General features: G+C 75.3%; 14 protein-coding genes and 1 tRNA gene. 6 read left to right on the top strand and 9 right to left on the bottom strand.

The window, feature by feature from the left end; genetic code table 11:
• Window position 1: 1 nt before the first annotated feature.
• Complete coding sequence (locus tag NR073_RS04775; protein ID WP_036384807.1) at window positions 2–1,129, bottom strand: site-2 protease family protein; 1,128 nt, start codon at window positions 1,127–1,129, stop codon at window positions 2–4.
• Complete coding sequence (locus NR073_RS04770) at window positions 1,126–1,866, bottom strand: HAD family phosphatase (RefSeq protein ID WP_060974154.1); 741 nt, start codon at window positions 1,864–1,866, stop codon at window positions 1,126–1,128. Before NR073_RS04770 ends, NR073_RS04775 begins: the two co-directional genes overlap by 4 nt.
• Before the next feature lie 91 nt (window positions 1,867–1,957).
• Between NR073_RS04770 and NR073_RS04765 the strand changes: the two genes are divergently transcribed.
• Window positions 1,958–2,908: a proteasome assembly chaperone family protein gene (locus NR073_RS04765; protein WP_052833426.1), complete on the top strand. Its 951-nt coding sequence runs from the start codon at window positions 1,958–1,960 to the stop codon at window positions 2,906–2,908.
• A gap of 22 nt (window positions 2,909–2,930) precedes the next feature.
• Here the strand turns inward: NR073_RS04765 and mshC are convergent, their stop codons facing one another.
• The 3 genes from mshC to NR073_RS04750 form a co-directional block, all read right to left on the bottom strand.
• Window positions 2,931–4,199, bottom strand: coding sequence for a cysteine--1-D-myo-inosityl 2-amino-2-deoxy-alpha-D-glucopyranoside ligase (gene mshC, locus NR073_RS04760; RefSeq protein ID WP_036315180.1), 1,269 nt, complete (start codon window positions 4,197–4,199; stop codon window positions 2,931–2,933).
• Window positions 4,200–4,263: 64 nt separating this feature from the next.
• On the bottom strand, window positions 4,264–5,097 hold the full coding sequence (locus tag NR073_RS04755) for an undecaprenyl-diphosphate phosphatase (protein WP_036315183.1): 834 nt from the start codon (window positions 5,095–5,097) through the stop codon (window positions 4,264–4,266).
• Between the two features lie 69 nt (window positions 5,098–5,166).
• Window positions 5,167–5,385, bottom strand: a complete 219-nt coding sequence (locus tag NR073_RS04750; RefSeq protein WP_036315190.1) for a hypothetical protein — start codon at window positions 5,383–5,385, stop codon at window positions 5,167–5,169.
• A gap of 93 nt (window positions 5,386–5,478) precedes the next feature.
• Here NR073_RS04750 and NR073_RS04745 point away from each other — a divergent pair, with 93 nt between their 5' ends.
• Window positions 5,479–5,718, top strand: a complete 240-nt coding sequence (locus NR073_RS04745; protein WP_036384809.1) for a DUF5703 family protein — start codon at window positions 5,479–5,481, stop codon at window positions 5,716–5,718.
• Window positions 5,719–5,769: 51 nt separating this feature from the next.
• Here the strand turns inward: NR073_RS04745 and NR073_RS04740 are convergent, their stop codons facing one another.
• A complete protein-coding gene (locus NR073_RS04740) occupies window positions 5,770–7,095 on the bottom strand; it encodes a M20/M25/M40 family metallo-hydrolase (RefSeq protein WP_036384810.1) in 1,326 nt (441 codons plus the stop codon).
• A gap of 116 nt (window positions 7,096–7,211) precedes the next feature.
• Here NR073_RS04740 and NR073_RS04735 point away from each other — a divergent pair.
• A tRNA-Leu gene (locus tag NR073_RS04735) sits at window positions 7,212–7,295 on the top strand.
• 85 nt (window positions 7,296–7,380) lie between these two features.
• Complete coding sequence (malQ, locus tag NR073_RS04730; RefSeq protein WP_101965456.1) at window positions 7,381–10,890, top strand: 4-alpha-glucanotransferase; 3,510 nt, start codon at window positions 7,381–7,383, stop codon at window positions 10,888–10,890.
• 67 nt (window positions 10,891–10,957) lie between these two features.
• On the opposite strand, the gene NR073_RS04725 is transcribed toward malQ, so the two are convergent.
• The 3 genes from NR073_RS04725 to NR073_RS04715 are packed head-to-tail and all read right to left on the bottom strand — an operon-like array spanning window position 10,958 to window position 14,579.
• On the bottom strand, window positions 10,958–11,851 hold the full coding sequence (locus NR073_RS04725) for a MaoC/PaaZ C-terminal domain-containing protein (protein ID WP_044658921.1): 894 nt from the start codon (window positions 11,849–11,851) through the stop codon (window positions 10,958–10,960).
• 2 nt (window positions 11,852–11,853) lie between these two features.
• On the bottom strand, window positions 11,854–13,203 hold the full coding sequence (locus tag NR073_RS04720; protein ID WP_049146795.1) for a 3-oxoacyl-ACP reductase: 1,350 nt from the start codon (window positions 13,201–13,203) through the stop codon (window positions 11,854–11,856).
• A gap of 32 nt (window positions 13,204–13,235) precedes the next feature.
• Window positions 13,236–14,579 carry an acetyl-CoA C-acetyltransferase gene (locus tag NR073_RS04715; RefSeq protein ID WP_044658924.1) on the bottom strand — a complete coding sequence of 448 codons (1,344 nt, stop codon included), beginning with the start codon at window positions 14,577–14,579 and terminating at the stop codon, window positions 13,236–13,238.
• A gap of 127 nt (window positions 14,580–14,706) precedes the next feature.
• Between NR073_RS04715 and NR073_RS04710 the strand changes: the two genes are divergently transcribed.
• Together NR073_RS04710 and NR073_RS04705 are read left to right on the top strand one after the other, a co-directional pair.
• Complete coding sequence (locus tag NR073_RS04710; protein WP_041103822.1) at window positions 14,707–15,420, top strand: TetR/AcrR family transcriptional regulator; 714 nt, start codon at window positions 14,707–14,709, stop codon at window positions 15,418–15,420.
• Window positions 15,417–17,540 carry an acyl-CoA dehydrogenase gene (locus NR073_RS04705; RefSeq protein WP_044658927.1) on the top strand — a complete coding sequence of 708 codons (2,124 nt, stop codon included), beginning with the start codon at window positions 15,417–15,419 and terminating at the stop codon, window positions 17,538–17,540. The genes NR073_RS04710 and NR073_RS04705 overlap by 4 nt, the downstream gene beginning before the upstream one ends.
• Window positions 17,541–17,576 lie beyond the last annotated feature (36 nt).

Raw genomic sequence — 17,576 nt, 5'->3', positions numbered from 1 at the left:
TTCAGGGACGCCGCGTCGCGTCGACGGCGGCGAGGATCGTCTCGCGGGGCACCACGGAGCGCACGAGGCCGTGCGCGTCGGTCAGCACCCACACGGGGGTCTGGGGGTCGGCCAGGCGGGAGGCCAGGTCGGGACCGGCGGCGGGGACGTCGTCGCGGACGAGGACGGCCTCCGGAGCCAGGGCGACGGCGACCGCGGCCAGGGCGGTGGTCGTGCGGCGCGCCGGGGTCAGGCCCGCCGCGGCCGTGTGGTCCAGCACGCCGCGGGGCCGACCGGCCCCGTCCACGGCCACGACGGCGCGGCGGCCGCCGTCCGCCTGGGCCAGGGCCTCGGCGACGCAGAGGTGCTCGGGCAGGGCGATGGCGGGCGCCTCGACCTGCTCGAGCCGCAGGGTCTCCAGCCGGCGGCTCCAGCGCCCGTGGCGCACGGCGTCGTCCGCGCCCCGCCACAGCGTGAGGGCGACCCAGGCCGCCAGGACGACGACGAACAGGTCCGGCGCGCGGCCCGCGAGGGTCGGGGGGCCGAACACCGCCGCGAGGACGCCCACCGCGACGACGCGCCCGGCCCAGCCGGCCGCCTCGACGCCACGGGCCCGGGAGCCGGTGGCGGCCCAGACGGCGGACTCGACCATGCGGCCGCCGTCGAGCGGGGTGCCCGGCAGCGCGTTGAACGCGGCCAGGAGGAGGTTGGCCCACACCGTGACCTCGAGCAGCAGGGCGGGGACGGACGGGCCGGGCACGGCGCGGGCCGCCAGATGGGCGAGGCCCGCGAGCACGAGGTTCGCGGCGGGGCCGGCCATCGCGGTGAGGACCGTGTCCAGCGGTCGGGCGGACGGGCTGCGGAACTGGGTGTGCCCGCCCCACAGGGTGAGCGCGATCTCCTCGGTGCGCTGGCCGAAGGCGCGGCCGGTGAGGGCGTGGGCGGCCTCGTGGACCAGGACGGAGAGGGCCAGGAGCACGGCGTACCCCAGGGCGACCCCGTAGGCGCCGCCGTCGAGCGAGGGCAGCGCGCGCTGGATCTGCGGGCCGAACGCGAGGGTGATGACCGCGGCGATCAGGAGCCAGGACCAGGACAGGCGCACCGGCGCGCCGGCGATCGTGCCCAGCCGGACGGAGGCGGGCCCGCTCATCCGGGCTCGTCCGCCCCGGGCCTGCGCGCGGCGGCGATCCGACGGACCGCGGCGAGGTCGGCCGGCGTGCGGCCGGCGAGCGTCGTCCACTCGACGGTCGCGAGCCCCGCCGGCAGCGGCAGCACGCTGGGCACGCCGACCGTCGGCAGGCCCGCGGCCACGGCCGCGCCGACGCCCACCGGGGAGTCCTCGACCGCCACACAGTCGGCGGCCGTCAGCCCCGGTGTCCGCTCGGCCAGCAGCTGCAGGCCCAGCTGGTACGCCTCCGGGTCGGGCTTGCCCCGGGAGACCATGTCCCCCGAGACGACGACGTCCAGCGTGCCCGCCGGCGCCCGCTCGGCCAGTGCGCGGGCCAGTGGGGCATGGGACATCGTCACGAGGGCGCCCGGCACGCCGGCCTCGGCGAGCGCGACGAGCAGCTCCCGGGCGCCCGGCCGCCACGGCACCCCGCCGACGACCCCCTGGACGACCTCGTCCATCGTCAGGTCGATGATCCGCTGCACGGGCAGGTCCAGACCGGCCTCCTGCAGGCGGCGCGCTCCCTCGTCCAGAGGGTGTCCCACGAGGGAGGCGGCCAGGTCCTCCGACCAGGTGCCGCCGTGCTCGACCACCAGCCGGCGCTGGACGGCGTTCCACAGGGGCTCGGTGTCCACGAGGGTGCCGTCCATGTCCCACAGGACGGCGCGCGGCAGGCGGCGGGCACGGTCGTCCGGGGCGGGCGCGGGGTGGCGGGGCATGGAGTGCATCCTATCGAGCGCCGCCGCCGGGGTGTGCCGGGCGGGTCGCGGGCCGTGACCCCGTCGTCGGGCCGTGTCTAGGCTGGCCGCCATGACCGACGCTACCTCCGAGGACCAGCCGGACGACGTCCTGGGCCCGCTGCGGACCCACCTGACGGCGACCGTGGACGCGCTCGAGGCCGGGCGGCGGGCCCCCACGGTCCTGCTGCTGGCCTTCGAGGGGTGGAACGACGCCGGGGAGGCCGCGACCGGGGCCCTGGGCGCGCTGCGGGAGCAGTGGGACGCGGCGGACGCGGGACGGGTGTGCGACGGCGAGTTCTACGACTACCAGGTCACTCGACCCCTGGTCCGGCGCGACGCCGACGGGCTGGGGACGCTGGACTGGCCGGCGGTCACCCTGCACGAGGCGCTCCTGGACCGTGAGGGTCGGCCCGTCGCGGGCGAGGCTGCCCCGCCGGACGGGGTGCGTGTGCTCCTCGCCGTCGGCGTGGAGCCGAACGTGCGGTGGCGCGCGTTCCTCGAGGAGCTGTTCACGGCGGCCGACGCGCGTGACGTGGACGCCGTCGTGACGCTGGGCGCGCTGCTGGCGGACGTGCCCCACACCCGGCCCCTGCGCGCCCGCCCGACCTCGCCGCTCGTGGACGTGCGGGTGGCCGTCGGCGCGGACCGTCCGGTCTACGAGGGGCCCACCGGGATCATCGGCGTCATCGCGGACGAGGCCGCGCGCCGCGGCCTGCCGAGCCTCTCGCTGTGGGGGACGGTGCCCCACTACGTGGCCCAGGCGCCCTCCCCCAAGACGCTGCTCGGGCTGGTCGAGGCGGTCGAGGACCTGCTGCACGTGAGCGTGTCCACGCGCGGGCTCGAGGACGACGCGAGGGCCTGGCAGCGCGGCGTGGACGAGCTGGCCGCCGAGGACCCCGACGTCGCCGCCTACGTCCGGCAGCTCGAGGAGGCCCAGGACACCCAGCAGCTGCCGGAGGCCTCGGGCGAGTCGATCGCGCGGGAGTTCGAGCGCTATCTGCGCGGGCGCGGCGGACGCTGACGCCCGGCCGCGCCCGGCGGGGTCAGCGCAGGCGCAGACCCAGCAGCGCCGCCACGACGTCGACCACCGGCAGCGGGTCGGCGGCGGCCTCGGCCAGGCCCGGCAGGGTGCCGGCCGCCCATGCGTCGAGGGCCTCCAGCGCGCGGGGGGCGTCGAGGTCGTCCGAGAGCGCCGCGTGCACCGCGTCCAGCACGGCGACGCCGGCGGCGGCATGCGGTCCGTCCAGGGCGGCGCGCCAACGGGCCACCCGCGCCTGGGCGTCGGCCAGCACCTGCTCGGACCACTCCCAGTCCGACCGGTAGTGGTGCGCGAGGATCGCCGCGCGGACGGCCACCGGCTCGACGCCCCGCGCCCGCAGGCGGGAGACGAGTTCGAGGTTGCCGAGGGACTTGGACATCTTCTCGCCGTCCAGGGCCACCATGCCGGTGTGCGCGTAGGTGTGCGCGAGCGGCAGGCCGTCGACGGCGGTGGCGTGCGCGGCGGAGAACTCGTGGTGCGGGAACCGCAGGTCGGAGCCGCCGCCCTGCACCGTGAACGGCGCCGGCAGGTGGGCCCGGGAGATCACGGAGCACTCGATGTGCCAGCCGGGCCGGCCGGAGCCGAGCGACCGACCGTCCCAGGCAGGCTCGCCCTCGCGGTGCACGCGCCACAGCAGCGGGTCCAGCGGGTCGCGCTTGCCGGGGCGGTCGGGATCGCCTCCCCGCTCCGGGAACACCGCGGCCATCTCGTCCAGGCCCATCGCGGAGACCTGTCCGAGGCGCCAGTCGGTCGCGGACTGGGCCGCGCGGACGTCGAAGTAGACGTCCCCGTCGGGCTCGCCGTCGCCGCCCGGCACGCGGTAGGCCCGGCCCGCCGCCAGCATCGTCTCGACGGCGTCCACCACCAGGCCCACCGCCTCGGTCGCGCCGACGTAGTGGTCCGGGGCGAGCACCTCGAGGGCGGCCATGTCCGCACGGAACAGGTCGGTCTGCTCCTCGGCGAGCGCGCGCCAGTCGACGCCGGTCGCCTCGGCCCGCTCGAGCAGGGGGTCGTCCACGTCGGTCACGTTCTGGACGTAGGCGACCTCGAGACCGGCCGCGCGCCAGTAGCGGTGCAGCAGGTCGAAGGCCACATAGGTGCTCGCGTGGCCGAGATGCGTCGCGTCGTACGGGGTGATCCCGCAGACGTACAGCGAGGCGCGCTGCGCGTCGTTGCCCGGATGCCGAGTCCGTCCCGTGGCGGTGTCGTGCAGCCGCAGCCGGTCGGGGCGGCTCGGCACGGCGGGCGGGGCGGGGGTGCTCCAGGACTTCACGGGACTCCTCAGATCGGGGTGGTTCGGCGGTGCCGGGCCGCCATGCCCGGCGGCGGGAGCGGGCTCAGGCGCTGATGACGCCCGCGCCCAGCAGGGCGAACAGGACGCCGCCCAGGAGGATGCGGTACCAGACGAACGGCAGGTACGAGTTGGTGCTGATGAAGCGCATGAGCCAGGCGATGACCGCGTAGGCCACCACGAAGGCGATCGCGGTCGCGACCAGCGTCTCCCCCATGCCGTACGGGCCCTGCGTGCCGGGATCGGTGAGCGAGGTGTACAGCTTGTACAGGCCGGAGGCGAACACGGCGGGCACCGCCAGCAGGAACGCGTAGCGGGTGGCGGCGGGCCGGGTGTAGCCCATGGCCAGGCCGGCCGCGATGGTGCCGCCGGAGCGCGAGACGCCCGGGATCAGCGCGAGGGCCTGGGCCAGGCCGTAGAGGACGCCGTCCCGCACGGTGAGCTTCTCGAGCGGCTTGGTCTGACGGCCGAGCCGGTCCGCCAGGGCGAGCAGGACGCCGAACACGATGAGCATGGTCGCCGTGATCCACAGCGACCGGAACTCCGTGTCGATCCAGTCCTCCAGCAGCAGGCCCAGGACCGCGATCGGGATCGAGCCCACGATGATCAGCCAGCCCATGCGCGCATCGGGGTCCGAGTGCGGGATCCGCCCCGTGACCGCGGCGCACCACCGGCCGATGATGCGGGTGATGTCGCGCCAGAAGTAGATGAGGACCGCCAGCTCCGTGCCGAGCTGCGTGATGGCCGTGAAGGCCGCCCCCGGGTCGGTCGCGGAGGGCAGGAACTCGCCCACGATGCGGATGTGGGCGGAGGAGGAAATGGGCAGGAACTCCGTGAGGCCCTGCACCAGGCCCAGGATGATGGCTTCGATCCACGTCACGGAGGGTCACTGTACGCCACGGCCCCGGGTGGGAACCCGGGGCCGTGCGATCCGTCACGAGCAGGACGGTCAGTCGTCGTCGTCCTCGTCGTCGAAGAGGTCGAGCGGGGTGACCTCCTCGGTGTCCGCGTACAGGGCGTCCTCGTAGGCCTCGAAGGCGTCGGCCACGGCGAAGAAGGCGGCTTCGACGGCGGGGTCGTCCTCGCCCCGCTTGTTCTGCGCGGCCACGAGGTGTTCGTTCAGGGCGGTGGTGAGGGCCTCGAGGGCCATGCGGGCGTCAGAGCTCATGGGTGAACGGTAACCCGGTGGCCGGTGACGCGGCCAGGGGTGGGCCGTGCGGGACCGGCCGCCGGACCCGACGCCGTCTGCCAGGATGGGCGGGTGCGTGAACAGCTGATGTCCTCGACCCTCGACGCGATCTCCCGCGGACAGAAGTGGGAGTACCTGGTGATGACGGTCGCCGCCCACGAGTCCCTCGCCGACGCCCGGCGGCGCCTCGTGGAGCACGCGGAGTACGGCCAATGGGAGCTGCAGCGCTCCGTGCACTACCGCGACGGGGCGCGCCGCTACTGGATGCGCCGCCGGGTGATGCGCGTGGCCTCGACCCTGCAGACGGTCTGAGGCGCGGGCGCGACGACGGCGCCCCGGCCGTCGTCGCGCCCGCGGCCCGGATCAGCGCGGCTCCAGCATCCGCTCGAGCACCCGGCAGCCGAACTCGAGCGCGTCCACGGGCACCCGCTCGTCGATGCCGTGGAACAGGGACGTGAAGGCCAGGTCGGCGGGCAGGCGCATGGGCGCGAAGCCGTAGCCGGTGATGCCCAGCCGGGAGAGGGACTTGTTGTCCGTGCCCCCGCCGAGCATGAACGGCAGCACCTGGGCCTCGGGGTCCTCCGCCTGCAGCGAGGCGATCATCAGCTCCACCAGGTCCCCGGAGAAGGGGGTCTCCAGGGCGACGTCCCGGTGCTCGGGTGCGATGGTCACGTCGGGACCGGCGAGCTCGGCGATCGTGGCGAGGGCGGACTCCTCCTCCCCGGGGATCAGGCGCACGTCCACGGTGCCGGTGGCCGAGGACGGGATGACGTTGTGCTTGTAGCCGGCGGTCAGCCCCGTCGGGTTGGACGAGGTGCGCAGGGTGCCGGCCACCCAGGAACGGGCCTGCCCGAGCGCGTCGAGCTGCGGCGTCGGGTCCGTCTCGTCGAAGTCCACGCCCATGATCTCGGCCACCTGTTCGAGCAGCGCGCGCGTGGTCTTGGTGTACACGAGCGGCCACTCGTGCCCGCCGATGCGGGTCATGGCGCCGGCCAGCCGGGTGACCGCGTTGTCCGGGTGCGGGGCCGAGCCGTGCCCGGGGGCGCCCTCCGCGGTGAGGTTGAGCCAGGCGAGCCCCTTCTCCGCGGTCTGCACGAGGTAGGCGCGCGAGCCGTGCACCTCGGTGGAGAAGCCCCCCACCTCGGAGATCGCCTCGGTGCACCCGTCGAACACCTCGGGGTGATGGTCCACGACCCAGCGTGCGCCGTAGACGCCGCCGGCCTCCTCGTCGGCGAAGAACGCAACCGTCAGGGGTCGCCGCGGCCGGCGGCCCGTGCGGGCCAGGTGCAGCAGCACCGCGAGCACCATGGCGTCCATGCCCTTCATGTCCACGGCGCCGCGCCCCCAGATCATGCCGTCCTTGAGCTCGGCGCCGAACGGGTCCACGCTCCACTCGTCCGCCTCGGCGGGGACCACGTCCGTGTGCCCGTGGATGACGAGCCCCGGCGCCTCCGGATCCCAGCCCGGCAGGTGCCCGACGACGGAGACCCGGCCCGGCGCCGACTCGAAGAAGCGGGGGGTCATCCCCGCCTCGGTCATGAGCCGGGCGCAGTACTCCGCGGCCTCAGGCTCACCGACGGAGACGTTGCCCCCGCGGTTGGTGGTGTCGATCCGGATGAGGTCGCGGCAGATCTCCACGACGCGGTCCTCGGGGCGCGAGCGGGCGGGGTTCTCGATGTTCTCGACCATGGTTTTGAGCCTAGCCCGAACCCGTGCTATCTTTCTCGAGTTGCCCGGAGCGGGACGGACCGGACAGGACCGGAACGCGGTGGGCGACGGAGCCTCTCCCAGGGCTCCACCGATGAGCGCGAGTGGCGGAATTGGTAGACGCGCAGCGTTGAGGTCGCTGTGTCCGCAAGGACGTGGGGGTTCAAGTCCCCCCTCGCGCACCGCTCGTCGAGCAGCAGGGCCCCGGTCGTCACGACCGGGGCCCTGCGTGTTCCCCGGACCGGCGTCCCCTCTAGAGTGGTGTCTGTGCGACGGCAGGCGCCGTCGGTGGAACCGCACGACGGCATGGAGGACCTGATGGCCCTGGAAGCCCCCGCACTGCTGCACCGGCTCGCGCGAGCCCACGGGGTGCAGCCCGAGTACGTCGGGCAGGACGGCTCGGCCCAGACCGTGCCGGACGAGGCCCTCGTGAAGGTGCTCGCCGCCCTCGGGGTGTCGGTCCGTCCGGACGGGGTCGCCGCTCTGGCCGAGGCGCTGGAGGAGGCGGAGACGGCCCCCTGGCGGGACGTGCTCCCGCCCACCGTGGCCGCCCGGTCCGGCCACCGCCTGTCCGTGCCGTGCCACGTGGCCGCGGGCGAGCCGGTCGTGGCCCGCGTGCGCACGGAGGACGGGCGGACCCTCGAGGTGAGCGTGAGCGAGCCGGTGTCCGAGGTCCGCCTCGTGGACGGCGTCGAACGCGAGCGCGTCCACGTTCAGATCCCCGCCGACCTCGCCCCGGGCTGGCACCGGCTGGAGGTGACCAGCGGCTCCGGCTCCACCGCCTCCGCGGTCCTGGTCTGCGCCCCGACCCGGCTGAGCACGGCGCGTCCCTTCCTCGAGCGCCGCGGCTGGGGCGCGGCCGCGCAGGGCTACTCGGTGACCTCGGCGGACTCGTGGGGCATCGGCGACGCGGCGGACATGGCGTCCCTGGCCGAGATCGTCGCCCGGCACGGTGCCGACTTCCTGCTGCTGCACCCCCTGCACGCGATCGAGCCCGGCCCCCATCCGGCGGACTCCCCCTACTCCCCCGTCTCCCGTCGGTTCCTCTCGGCGCTGGTCGTGCACGTGCCCTCGATCCCCGAGTTCGCCGACCTGCCCGCCGCGGAGCAGGCGGAGCTGCGGTCGGCCGGCGCCCGCGTCCAGGCGGAGCTGGAGCGCACCGGCCGGATCGATCGGGCCGCCGTCGCCGCCGTCCTGTGGCCCGCGCTGCGCCGCGTGCACGAGGTGCCCCGCTCCCCCGAGCGCGAGGCCGCCTACGCACGGTTCCGCGCCGAGGCCGGCCCGGGCCTGGACGACTTCGCCCTCTGGTCCGTCCTGCGGCTGGACGGCGACGGCACCGGACCCGATCTCGCCGACCCGGCCTGGGCGCCGGGCGGGGTCGAGGCGGAGCGGGTCCGCGTCGAACGCGCGACCGACGTCGACCTGCACCGCTGGGTGCAGTGGATCGCCGCCGAGCAGCTCGCCGGCGTGCAGGAGCGGGCCCGGGCGGCCGGCATGCGCATGGGCGTCATGGTGGACCTGGCAGTCGGGGCGACCCGCGAGACCGCGGACGCGTGGATGCTCGGGGACGTGCTGGTGCCGACCATGTCCGTCGGCGCGCCGCCCGAGCTGTTCAACCAGCTGGGCCAGGACTGGTCGCAGCACCCCTGGCATCCGCGCCGCCTGGCCGAGACCGGCTACGCCGCGTTCCGGGACATGCTGCGCACCGTGCTGCGCGGCGCGGGCGGCATCCGGATGGACCACGTCCTGGGGCTGTTCCGCCTGTGGTGGATCCCGGAGGGCGCCGGTGCCACCCAGGGCGCGTACGTCGAATACGACCACGAGGCGATGCTCGCCGTGCTCACGCTCGAGGCCGAGCGGGCCGGCGTCGTCGTGGTGGGCGAGGACCTCGGCACGTTCGAGCCGTGGGTGCAGCGCCGCCTGGCCGAGGCCGGCGTGCTCGGCACGTCGATCCTGTGGTTCGAACAGGAGGACGGCGAGCCCACCCCGCCGGAGCGCTACCGGCGGCTGGCCATGGCGGCGGTGAACACGCACGACCTGCCGCCCACGGCCGGTTACCTCGAGGGCGTCCAGGTGGACCTGCGCGAACGGCTGGGCCTCTACACCGTGGACGTCGCCCAGGAACGCCGCCGGTCGGCGGAGGAGGTGCGCGCGTTCCTCGCCGCCGCGGCCCGGCGCGGGCTGCTCGCCGAGGCGGACGTGGACGTCCCCGACGCCGGCCCCGAGGTGCGCGAACGCCAGATCGTGGCCCTGCACCGCCTGCTCGCGCAGGCGCCCTCGGCCCTGCACAGCGTGGCGCTCGTGGACGCCGTGGGCGAGCGGCGCATCCAGAACCAGCCCGGCACCCTCCAGGACCAGTACCCGAACTGGACTGTGCCGCTCGGCGACGGCGCCGGACGGATGGTCTCCGTCGAGGACCTGGCGGACTCGGCGTCGGCGGCCCGGCTGTTCGACGCCGTGGACGCCGAACTGCGGGCGTCCGTGCCGGTGGGGATCGGGGTCAGCCTGCACACCTCCCCCCTGGCCCAGCCCGGCCGCGGCGACGCCGGCGGCATGAACGTCTACGTGCGGCAGGCCGCCGTGGCCCTGGCCCGCCGGGGCGTGCGGATGATCCTGCTGACCCGGGCGGAGGAGCCGGTGGGAGCGGATGGCGCACGGGTCCGGATGCTGGACGCCGGCGGGCAGGCCCCGCCGGTCACGGTCGTGGACCTCGCCGCCGGGCCGTCCGCTCCCGTGCCCAAGGAGGAGCTGGCGGGACTCGGCGCCGAGTTCACCCGCGCGGCCCTGGACTGGCTCGCCTCGGACGCCGTGCCGGGCGGTCCCGTCCTCGGTGGCGCGGACGCCCCGCCCGTCGCGTTCGTGCACGGCCACTACTGGCTCTCCGGGTCCACCGCCGCGGCGCTGGCGCGGGCGGCGCACGCCCCGTACCTGCAGACCATGCACACCACGGCGGCGGCGAAGATGCTCGAGGACCCCGAGCTGCGCGAGCCGGCCGCGCGGATCGAGGCCGAGCGCGAGGTCGCCGAGCGGGCCGACCTGCTCGTGGTCAACTCCGCCGCCGAGGTCGCCGACCTGCGCGAGCTGCTGGACGTGCCCCGCGCCCGCACCCGGGTGCTGCCCCCCGGGGCCGACCTCGAGACGTTCACGCCGGAGGGCGCCGCGCAGTGGCCGGGCGCCCCGGAGGACGACGGGGCCCTGCGCGTCCTGTTCGCCGGCCGCGTGCAGCGGCACAAGGGCCCGCACCTGCTCGTGGCCGCCCTCGGGGTGCTGCGCGAGCGGGCCGGTGGCGCGGGCGCCGACCCGGGGGTGCGCCTGCACGTGAACGGGGCCGCTTCGGGGGACGACGAGCTGGACCTGGCGGGCCTGGCCGCGCGGGAGGGGGTCGCCGACCTGGTGACGTTCTCCGGGCCGGTGCCCGCGCCCGCCCTGGCCGCCCAGTTCCGGGCGGCGGACGTCGTGGCGATGCCGAGCGCGTCCGAGACCTACGGCCTGGTCGCCCTCGAGGCACAGGCCTGCGGCACGCCCGTGCTGGCGCACCGGGTCGGCGGACTGGTCTACGCGGTCCTCGACGGCGTGTCCGGCCGCCACGTGACGGCGGGCACCCCCGAGGCGTGGGCCGATGCCCTGGCCGAGATCCTGGCGGATCGTGACGCCTGGGCGGCACTGGGGACCGGCGCCGTGCGCCACGCCGCCGGTCACTCGTGGGAGGCCTACGCGGACGGGCTGCTCGAGGCCGTCACCGCCGTGCCGCGGCGGTCGCCCGGGCTGGACGCCTGACCGCCCGAACGCACCGGCCCGCCGAGACAGCGAGTCTCGGCGGGCCGGTGCGCGGGCCCGGTGGCCGTCAGGACTCGAGCGGAGTGATCTCCCCGGAGAAGTGCGGGCGCCGGCGCCGCGCATCCCAGCCGTACACGCGCGTGCCGCCGTCGGGCCCGGGCTCGTAGCGGACGGCCACGGTGGTCGGCAGCACGACGGGCGCCTCGAAGTCGATGTGCCAGCGGAACCCGGCGCCGGCCGGCTCACGGCCCTCGAGCATCCGGGCGGCCAGGAACATCCCGTGGGCGATCGCGCCCTTCATGCCGAACAGTCGAGCCGAGACGCCCGTCAGGTGGATCGGGTTCCAGTCCCCGGAGACGCCCGCGTACCGGCGTCCGGCCCCCGTCCCGAAGCGCCACTGGGCGGTCGGCGTCGGGGGCACGAAGTCCGGGCGGGCGGGCCGCTCGGGACGCAGGCCGGAGAGGTGGACGCCCTTGGCGAGGTACCGGGAGACGCCCTCCCACAGCAGTGCCTCCCCGCCGTCGTCGCCGGGCCCCTCGACGGTCACGACGACGTCCACGGCCGTGCCCGCGTGGTGCGGGACGAGACCCACCGCACGCGCGGTGACGCGCAGGGCGGTCTCAGCCGGGACGGGCCGGTGGTGCAGGACCGTGTTGCTCAGGTGCACCAGCCCGGGCAGGGGCAGCGGGAACTCGGGGTCGGCCATCAGCTCCATGGCCGCGCCGAACACCTGGGTGTGCACCAGGACCGAGGGCAGGTCCGCCGGATCCGCGGACCCGACGGCCCCGCGCCACGCGGTCACGGCCTCGGCCGGGATGCGGTGGCCGGTCACGACCACCTGACGGTCCGGGAGCTCGCGGGGACGGCGCCGACGGACGACGGCGTCCGTGGCGGCCCGCCCGGCGGCCCGGACGTAGAGCCGGCCGAGGGAGGGCGGGGCGGACAGCTGCGTGGTCTGCATCCTCACGCCCCCAGCTTCGACTGGCCGCAGACCCGCAGTGTGGCCCCGTTGGTGCCGCCGGCGGCGTCCGAGGCGAGCCAGGCCACCGTCTCGGCCACGTCCTGCGGCAGGCCGCCCTGCTGCAGCGCGTTGAGCCGCCGGCCCACCTCGCGCGTGGCGAGCGGGATCTTCGCGGTCATCTCGGTCTCGATGAAGCCCGGGGCCACCGCGTTGATCGTGCCCCCGCGGGCCGCGAGGACCGGGGCGGACGCCGCAGTCAGGCCGATGACCCCGGCCTTCGAGGCCGCGTAGTTCGTCTGGCCGCGGTTGCCCGCGATGCCGGAGATGGAGGCGAGGCCCACGATGCGCAGCCCCTGACCCGCCACGTCCCGGGCGTCCTCGGCGAGGAAGGCCTCGTTCATGGCCAGCTGGGCCGTGGTGTTCACGGCAAGGACGGAGTCCCAGCGTGCGGCGTCCATGTTGGCCAGCATCCGGTCCCGGGTGATCCCGGCGTTGTGCACCACCACGTCCATCCGGCCGTGCCGGGTGCGGCAGTGCTCGAGGATGCGCGCGCCGGCGTCCGGCGCCGTGATGTCCAGCGCGAGCGCGGTGCCGCCCACCTCGTTCACGACCTCGGCCAGCGCCTCACCCGCCGCCGGGACGTCCACGCCGACGACGACGGCCCCGTCGCGGGCGAGCGTCCGCACGATGGCGGCGCCGATGCCGCGGGCGGCGCCCGTGACCACGGCGACCTTGCCGGCCAGCGGGCGCGCCGCGTCGGCGGGGACAGCGCCGTCGGCGGTGGCGACGGGCACGAACTGGCCGGAGACGTACGCCGCGCGGCCGGAGAGCAGGAACGCCAGCGCGCCGGCCGCACCGGGGGCGGTGAGCGGAACGCCCTCGCCCAGGACCAGGCCGTTGGCCGTGCCGCCGCGGCGCATCTCGTGCGCGATGGAGCGGGTCAGGCCCGTCACGCCCTGGCGGGCGGCGCGCAGGGTCGGGTCCGTGGCGGACTCGGGGTCCTCGAACACCGTCACCACGCGCGAGGAGGAGCCCAGCGAGCGCAGCGCGCCGCCGATCTCCAGCGCCACCGCGCCGAGGTCCGCGGGCGTGGCGACCCCGTCGAAGCACGCGACGATCGCCGCGTGGCGGGCGCCCTCCCGGGGGGCGTCGGCAACCTCGAGGCCCCACGAGGCCAAGAGGGTGCGGGCGTCCGCGGCTGCGGGGGTCGCGCCCAGGACGAGCACGGAGCCGGGCAGCACGGGGTCGCCGGGGGTGTGCCGGCGCAGCTCGACGGGCTGAGGCAGGCCCAGGGCGCCGGTGAGGCGGCGGCCCAGGGGCGAGGCGACGAAGGTGCCGTAACGGTCGGTCATGGTCGGTCCTCTCGGATCGGGTCGGTCGGGGCTCAGCGGCCGCGCAGCAGGGCGACGATGCCCTGGCCGCCGGCGGCACAGACGGAGATGAGGCCGAGAGAGCCCTCCCCCTTCTCATGCAGCATCTTGGCCAGCAGGGCGACGATGCGGCCGCCGGTCGCGGCGAAGGGGTGACCGGCCGCCAACGAGGAGCCGTGCACGTTGAGCCGGGCGCGGTCCACCGAGCCCAGCGCACCCGGCAGCCCGAGGCGCTCGCGGCAGTACTCCTCGTCCTCCCAGGCGGCGAGCGTGGACAGGACGGTGCCGGCGAACGCCTCGTGGATCTCCACGAAGTCGAGGTCGTCGAGGGTGAGCCCGTGCCGGGCCAGCAGGCGCGGGACGGCGTAGGCGGGGGCCATGAGCAGGCCCTCGTGCCCGTCGACGAAGTCCACGGCGGCGTTCTCCATGTCCACGAACTCGGCGAGCACGGGAAGCCCGCGCTCGGCGGCCCACTCCTCGGAGGAGAGCAGCACCGCGGAGGCGCCGTCGGTGAGCGGGGTGGAGTTGGCCGCCGTCATGGTCGCCTCGTCCCCCAGCTGGCGACCGAACGCGGGCTTCAGGCCGGCCAGCTTCTCCGGCGTGGAGTCGGGGCGGAGGTTGTTGTCGCGGGCCAGGCCGTGGAACGGGGTCACCAGATCGTCCATGTACCCGGCGGCGTACGCGGCGCCGAGGTTCCGGTGGGAGGCCGCGGCGAGCTCGTCCTGGGCCTGACGGGTGATGCCCCACTTGTGGGTGGTCAGGGCCTGGTGCTCGCCCATGGACATGCCGGTGCGCGGCTCGCCCGCGCCGGCCGGCTCGGGCACGAGCTGCCCGGGGCGCAGCTGGGCGAGGGCGCGCAGGCGGTCCTTCGTGGTCTTGGCGGTGTTGAGCTGCAGCAGCACGCGGCGCGCACCGTCGGAGAGCGAGACGGGGGCGTCCGAGATCGAGTCCACGCCGCCGCCGATGGCGGAGTCGAGCTGGCCGAGCCGGATCTTGTTGGCCAGGGTGCCCAGGGCCTCCATGCCGGTGGCGCAGGCCACCTGGACGTCGGCGGCCGGGGTCGCGGCGGAGAGCGCGGAGCCCAGGACGGCCTCGCGGGTGAGGTTGAAGTTGCGCGGGTGCTTGAGGACGGCGCCGGCGGTGACCTGACCGAGGCGCTCGCCCTGGAGCCCGAACCGCGCGATGAGGCCGTCGAGCGTGGCCGTGAGCATCTCCTGGTTCCCGACCTCGGCGTAGGCGGTGTTGGCACGGGCGAACGGGATGCGGTTGCCGCCCAGGATGACGGCGGGGCGCAGCGCTCCGCCGGCGACGGCGGGGCGGGAGGCGGTCTCGGACGCGGGGGTCTCGTGGTGGGTCATGACGGTCCTCTCGACGGCGGGCCCACCGCCGACGCGGCGGGGGCGTTGTCACCCCGGACGATACGGACGATACGGACGTCGGCGGGGTGGGTGACTGTGATCCACGGTACCTGATACGCTCGGTTTCGTGAATCCCGTCACGTCCACCGCCCGGGACGGTCGCAGCGTCCGCTGGGACCGGCACCGCGCCGAGCGCCGTCTGGAACTGGTCCGGGCCGCCCGGTCGGCCGTGCACGCCCTGGGCGCACACGCCTCGATGGAGGAGATCGCGTCCCACGCGGGCACCTCCAAGACCGTCTACTACCGCTATTTCGGCGACCGCGAGGGCCTGCGCCTGGCGGTGTCCGAGCGGGTCACCGCACACATGGAGCGCCGCCTGCTCGAGGTCGCGGACGAACCGGTCTCCGAACCCGAGGCGCTGCGTCGCATGGTCGAGGTGTATCTCACGGTCGCGGCGACGTCGCCCGAGGTGTACGCGTTCGCCGTCGCCCCGTCCCCCGCCGCGGCCGAGGCCCCTGTGCTGGGCCCGTTCCTCGAGCGCGTCTACGCCATGCTCGAGTCGGGCCTGGCGCGCGGGATGGCCGCGCGGGGCCACGCCCCGGCGCCGGCGGACCCGCTCGCCCTGTGGCCGCGCGCCGCCGTCGGCCTCGTCCGGGCCGCCGCCGAGACCTGGCTGCGGACCCCGGCCGCCGGTCGCATCCCGGTCGAGGCGATGGCCCGCGCCATCGCCGACTGGCTGCTCACCGGCCTCATCGGCGCCGCGCCCGGCGCCGCCCTCGAACCCGCGGCGGCGGACGCCGACCGCGCCCGCCCCCACTCACGAACAGGAGCATCGTCATGACCGTCCACGAGAAGCTCGCCCCCCAGTCCTCGACGCCCAGCACCGAGGTTCCCTCCGACGTCGCCGAGATCGCGCCCGAGCGGCCGACGCCCGGCTCCCTCGACGCCGCGGCCCTCGAGGAGGCCCTCCTCGGCCGCTGGGCCGCGGAGCGCCGCGAATCCCGCGAACTGGTCAAGGATCCCGCCCTGTGGCGCGACCCGCTGCTCGGCATGGACGAGCACCGCGCCCGCGTCCTGCGGCAGCTGGGCGTCCTCGTGGAGCGCAACGCGGTCCACCGCGCCTTCCCGCGCGAGTTCGGCGGCGAGGACAACCACGGCGGCAACCTCGCCGCCTTCGGTGACCTCGTGCTCGCCGACCCCTCCCTGCAGATCAAGGCCGGTGTGCAGTGGGGCCTGTTCAGCTCGGCGATCCTGCACCTGGGCACCGCGGAGCACCACCGCCGGTGGCTGCCGGGCGCGATGGACCTGAGCGTCCCGGGCGCCTTCGCCATGACCGAGATCGGGCACGGCTCGGACGTCGCCTCGATCGCGACGACCGCCACGTACGACGAGGCGACCCAGGAGTTCGTCATCCACACCCCGTTCAAGGGCGCCTGGAAGGACTACCTCGGCAACGCCGCGCTGCACGGCAGGGCGGCCACGGTCTTCGCGCAGCTGATCACCCGGGGCGTCAACCACGGCGTGCACTGCTTCTACGTCCCCATCCGGGACGAGGAGGGCGCCTTCCTGCCCGGCGTGGGCGGCGAGGACGACGGCCTCAAGGGCGGACTGAACGGCATCGACAACGGCCGTCTGCACTTCACTCAGGTCCGCATCCCGCGCACCAACCTCCTCAACCGCTACGGCGACGTGGCCGAGGACGGCACCTACTCCTCGCCCATCGCCTCCCCCGGGCGTCGCTTCTTCACGATGCTCGGCACGCTCGTCCAGGGCCGCGTCTCCCTGTCCCTCGCCGCCACCACGGCCTCCTTCCTCGGCCTGCACGGTGCGCTGGCCTACGCGGAGCAGCGCCGCCAGTTCAAGGCCTCCGACCCGCAGCGGGAGGAGGTGCTGCTGGACTACCAGAACCACCAGCGCCGCCTCATCGACCGCCTGGCCCGCGCCTACGCGGACGCCTTCGCCTCCAACGAGCTCGTCGAGAAGTTCGACGACGTCTTCTCCGGCCGCTCCGACACGGACGTGGACCGGCAGGAGCTCGAGACGCTCGCCGCGGCCGTGAAGCCGCTGACCACGTGGCACGCCCTGGACACCCTGCAGGAGGCCCGCGAGGCGTGCGGCGGCGCCGGGTTCCTCGCCGAGAACCGGGTGGCCCAGATGCGCGCCGACCTGGACGTGTACGTCACGTTCGAGGGCGACAACACGGTGCTCCTGCAGCTCGTGGGCAAGCGTCTGCTGACCGACTACTCGAAGGAGTTCGGACGTCTCAATGTGGGCGCCGTCTCCCGCTACGTGGTCCATCAGGCCTCGGACGCCCTCCACCGTGCGGGCCTGCACAAGGCCGTCCAGTCCGTGGCCGACGGCGGGTCCGAGCGCCGCTCGGCGAACTGGTTCAAGGACCCCGCCGTCCAGCATGAGCTGCTCACCGAGCGCGTCCGTGCCAAGACCGCCGACATCGCCGGCACCCTCTCGGGGGCCCGGGGCAAGGGCCAGGCGGCGCAGGCGGAGGCGTTCAACACGCGCCAGCACGAGCTCATCGAGGCCGCCCGCAACCACGGCGAGCTTCTGCAGTGGGAGGCCTTCACCCGCGCCCTGGAGGGCATCACGGATGAGACCACGAAGACCGTCCTGACGTGGCTGCGCGACCTGTTCGCGCTGCGCCTCATCGAGGACGACCTCGGCTGGTTCGTGGCCCACGGCCGCGTCTCGAGCCAGCGCGCCCGGGCCCTGCGCGGCTACGTCAACCGGCTGGCCGAGCGGCTGCGCCCCTTCGCCCTCGAGCTCGTCGAGTCGTTCGGCCTCGAGCCCGAGCACCTGCGCATGGCGGTGGCCACGGACGCCGAGACCCAGCGCCAGGAGGAGGCCCACGCCTGGTTCACGGCCCGCCGGGCCGCCGGCGAGGAGCCGGAGGATGAGAAGGCCGTGCGCGCCCGCGAGAAGGCGGCGCGGGGTCGCCGCGGCTGACCGTGGCCGTCCCCGGACGCACACGGGCCCCCGTCA

The sequence above is a fragment of the Micrococcus sp. Mcc28 genome (assembly GCF_024519775.1).
Taxonomy (GTDB): Bacteria; Actinomycetota; Actinomycetes; order Actinomycetales; family Micrococcaceae; genus Micrococcus; species Micrococcus luteus.
The sequence above is the reverse complement of the archived record's forward strand: the minus strand, read 5'-3'. Positions and strand labels throughout refer to the sequence as shown.

Excerpts from the sequence above, each read along its gene's own strand:
- NR073_RS04705 (WP_044658927.1), top strand. The coding sequence starts at position 15,417 with ATGACCGTCCACGAGAAGCTCGCCCCCCAGTCCTCGACGCCCAGCACC.
- NR073_RS04725 (WP_044658921.1), bottom strand. The coding sequence starts at position 11,851 with ATGCAGACCACGCAGCTGTCCGCCCCGCCCTCCCTCGGCCGGCTCTAC.
- NR073_RS04775 (WP_036384807.1), bottom strand. The coding sequence starts at position 1,129 with ATGAGCGGGCCCGCCTCCGTCCGGCTGGGCACGATCGCCGGCGCGCCG.
- NR073_RS04770 (WP_060974154.1), bottom strand. The coding sequence starts at position 1,866 with ATGCCCCGCCACCCCGCGCCCGCCCCGGACGACCGTGCCCGCCGCCTG.
- NR073_RS04715 (WP_044658924.1), bottom strand. The coding sequence starts at position 14,579 with ATGACCCACCACGAGACCCCCGCGTCCGAGACCGCCTCCCGCCCCGCC.
- NR073_RS04750 (WP_036315190.1), bottom strand. The coding sequence starts at position 5,385 with ATGAGCTCTGACGCCCGCATGGCCCTCGAGGCCCTCACCACCGCCCTG.
- NR073_RS04765 (WP_052833426.1), top strand. The coding sequence starts at position 1,958 with ATGACCGACGCTACCTCCGAGGACCAGCCGGACGACGTCCTGGGCCCG.
- NR073_RS04720 (WP_049146795.1), bottom strand. The coding sequence starts at position 13,203 with ATGACCGACCGTTACGGCACCTTCGTCGCCTCGCCCCTGGGCCGCCGC.
- NR073_RS04740 (WP_036384810.1), bottom strand. The coding sequence starts at position 7,095 with ATGGTCGAGAACATCGAGAACCCCGCCCGCTCGCGCCCCGAGGACCGC.